Here is a 3321-nt window from a genome sequence, read left to right as displayed (position 1 = left end):
TAGCATCTCTACAAGTTTACGAAAGTTCTGATCCACGTGCGTCGTTGGCTAATCTGATGCAAAACAACTATTTTTCTACTAATCCCCCAAGTTTTCAACTTGATCCGTCGCCGGGCTTCTTATTTTTAAGGCAATATTTGGTATAAATGAAAAAAGACCTGCTGATTCAGCAAGTCTTTTTTGTGTGCGAAGGAGGAGATTCGAACTCCCAAGCCCTTTCAGGCACTACCACCTCAAAGTAGCGCGTCTACCAATTTCGCCACCTTCGCATCTGGTAGAATGGGGTGCAAAAATAATGGCTTTTTTAAAATAAGCAAATTTATTTATTCATATTTTGCTGAAACGGGTCATTATTTTCGCAGAACGATCCGGAAAGTGGTCCCTTTGTTGATTTCAGATGACCTTACATAGAGTCTGCCGCGGTGGTATTCTTCTATGATCCTTTTGGCGAGGGAAAGTCCGAGGCCCCATCCCCGCTTTTTCGTGCTGAATCCGGGTTTGAACACTTTTTCGAAGCTCATTTTTGGAATGCCTTTTCCGGTGTCGGCTACGTCAACGGTGATAAAAGTGGGATGATTTTCTATGGTAATATCGATCTTCCCTTTGCCTTCCATAGCGTCTAACGCATTTTTTAATAAATTTTCCACCACCCAGTCAAAAAGGGGGGGAGAGATCATAGCGGGGAGCTCTTCTTCCACACTGTGAACGGTTAATTGTACTTTTTGAGGGGCTCTTTTACGGATATAGTTGGTCATATTCCGTATCTGTTCCACAATGTCTTTTTCCTCCAGTTTGGGGATGCTGCCTATTTTCGAGAAGCGGTCGGTGATAAGTTTGAGGCGGTCCACGTCTTTCGACAGCTCTGTGACGAGGGTGGCGTTGGCCTCATTTTCCCGCAGGATTTCGAGCCAGGCCTCCATGGACGACAGTGGCGTACCCAGTTGATGGGCCGTTTCTTTGGCCAGACCTACCCATACCTGGTTTTGGGTGGCGCGGTTGGTACTGGACAGGGCAAAAAGTACGATGGCGATAAATAGCGTAACGACAATCAGCTGGATGTAGGGATAGTAACGGATTTGCTTGAGAATGAGGGAGTCGCCGTAATAGATGTAGTTATACAATTTTTGTTTGGCATCTACCTCCATGATAAAGGGGGGATGTTGTTTTTTGAAGGCCAGCAGTTCATCCGGCAGGTACCTGGGATCCTGCATGATGCGCATGGAGTCGAGGTTTCGGCTATCCAGTATTTTACCTTCCTCATCGGTCAGTATCAGTGGTATGGTGGTATTGTTGGTCACGATGCCGATGGCCAGATTGAGGTTGGCATCCGTATCTGAGCGCAGCACTTCACGGTTGGCTTCTACCCAGATAGCGACTTTCTTTCTTTCTTCTTCCTGGATATTCTTTGATAAATTACTTACAAACCATATAGTGGTCCCAATGATGAGCACTGCTATGGAGGCCAGTACAAACTTCCATCCGATAAACTGTTTAAACATACTTCTAATTTAAGCCATATTTGGCTTGTCTGATTCTGTAATGATTAGCAAATATTAAAATCCTTTGTTGCATATTTGCATCTCAAAAATAATTGTTCACGCATAAACGTAATATCAGTTGCCCGTATTGCCATCAGTCGCAGTTGTTATTTTAAATTGGAACGGAAAATCTTTTCTGGAGAAGTTCCTGCCGTCGGTTTGCCGTTCTACTTACGGCAATCTGCAGCTGGTGCTGGCAGATAACGCTTCTTCGGACGACAGTGTGGCTTTTGTGGCGCAGCATTATCCGCAGATCCGGATTGTCCGCAATGCCCGTAACGACGGTTTTGCCGGCGGTTATAACGATGCCTTGCAGCATGTGGAGGCGGATATTTATGTGTTGCTGAACCAGGACGTGGAAGTGGAAGCTGGCTGGATTGAGCCGGTGGTGGCGCTGATGCAGGAAGATAGCCGTATTGCTGCCTGTCAGCCTAAAATGAGGGCTTACAAAGACCCGGAGGAGTTTGAGTATGCCGGTGCAGCCGGCGGCTGGATGGATATCCTGGGGTATACCTTTTGCCGGGGGCGTATTCTGTACACAACAGAAAAGGACCTGGGGCAATATGATGATGTACAGGATATTTTTTGGGCTACCGGGGCGGCGCTGTTTATACGTTCGGCCTGTTTTCACCAGGTAAATGGTTTTGACCGCGATTTTTTTGCACATATGGAAGAAGTGGACCTTTGCTGGCGTTTACAGCGCGCAGGGTACCGCATTTGCTATTGCCCGCAATCCACGGTTTTTCATGTGGGAGGAGGGAGCTTGCCCCAGGGAAATCCACGTAAGCTGTACCTCAACTTCCGGAATAACCTGATGATGCTGTGGAAAAACCTGCATAGTGAAGATCGGTGGATTGTGCTGGTGCAACGTTTTTTCCTGGATATTCTGGCGGGCGTTAAAAGCCTGGTGGCAGGGAAGCCCAAAGATATGCGGGCTATTTACCGCGCCTACAAGGATTATTATCGCTGGCGCCGCACATATGTACGAAACGACAATTTGCCGGAAATGAAGCTCATGAAAATGAAGGGCGTGTTTCACGGTATCATGATCTGGAGATATTATTTTTTAAAACATAAGAAATTCTCGGAGCTGATTTAGGGGGCAAAAGTTTTCTTTCTCATCCAAATAACTTCGAAAATTTCAAATTTTTATGTAGGTTTGCACCGGAAATAAACTGATTATGGAACAGAATACAGTAGAAAATAAGTACGATATTACCTTAGATAAGGTTTCCCGCTCCCGCTGGTTATTTTACGTGCAATTGTTTTGCATGGTGGCCTTTATCCTGGGGCTGAGCTACGGTCTTTACACACACAAATATGCTGGAAAGCCAGAAGTAAAGGTACAGGGAAGCTCGCTGTATAATCCAAAATATAAGTAAGCAACGGCTTTAACATAATTATCCAGGCCTCCTCCGGTTTTTCCGGGGGAGGTTTTTTTTATGCCCCATCTTTCCCTTTTGCGTAAATCAAATTCCGGATCCGATTACAGAAATTGGCTTTTTACCTGGACTTTTGTATCACGGGAGTGATATCTCCCCAATGGTATTTGATCTATGTTTAAACGGACGGATAAGTTAAAAAAGAAGCAGCCTAAATCGCTGTTCAGGATAGTAGTGGAAAAATTGCACCTCTGGCTGGGCCTGGGGTCTGGTATTGTCGTGTTGATAGTGAGCGTTACCGGTTGTTTGTTTGTCTTCCAGCAGGAAATTAATGATATTTATTACCGTAAACAATTATATGTTACCCCCGAAAATCATGCACCCCTTCCTGTCAGCGAGCT

General features: G+C 45.4%; 4 protein-coding genes and 1 tRNA gene. 3 read left to right on the top strand and 2 right to left on the bottom strand.

Going from position 1 to position 3321, the window contains the following annotated elements:
* Window positions 1-185: 185 nt before the first annotated feature.
* Window positions 186-269, bottom strand: a tRNA-Leu gene (locus VIP81_RS13780).
* An 81-nt stretch (window positions 270-350) separates the two neighbouring features.
* Complete coding sequence (locus tag VIP81_RS13775) at window positions 351-1499, bottom strand: HAMP domain-containing sensor histidine kinase (protein WP_331961490.1); 1149 nt, start codon at window positions 1497-1499, stop codon at window positions 351-353.
* Between the two features lie 118 nt (window positions 1500-1617).
* Here VIP81_RS13775 and VIP81_RS13770 point away from each other — a divergent pair, with 118 nt between their 5' ends.
* The 3 genes from VIP81_RS13770 to VIP81_RS13760 form a co-directional block, all read left to right on the top strand.
* Complete coding sequence (locus VIP81_RS13770; protein ID WP_331961487.1) at window positions 1618-2637, top strand: glycosyltransferase family 2 protein; 1020 nt, start codon at window positions 1618-1620, stop codon at window positions 2635-2637.
* Window positions 2638-2719: 82 nt separating this feature from the next.
* Window positions 2720-2920, top strand: a complete 201-nt coding sequence (locus VIP81_RS13765; protein WP_331961484.1) for a hypothetical protein — start codon at window positions 2720-2722, stop codon at window positions 2918-2920.
* 174 nt (window positions 2921-3094) lie between these two features.
* Window positions 3095-3321, top strand: a 227-nt coding sequence (locus tag VIP81_RS13760; RefSeq protein ID WP_331961481.1) for a PepSY-associated TM helix domain-containing protein, incomplete at its 3' end; no start/stop codon positions are given.

This window comes from Chitinophaga sp., from assembly GCF_036566945.1.
In the GTDB taxonomy this organism is placed as follows: domain Bacteria; phylum Bacteroidota; class Bacteroidia; order Chitinophagales; family Chitinophagaceae; genus Chitinophaga.
This window is presented reverse-complemented; position numbering and strand designations above follow the sequence as displayed.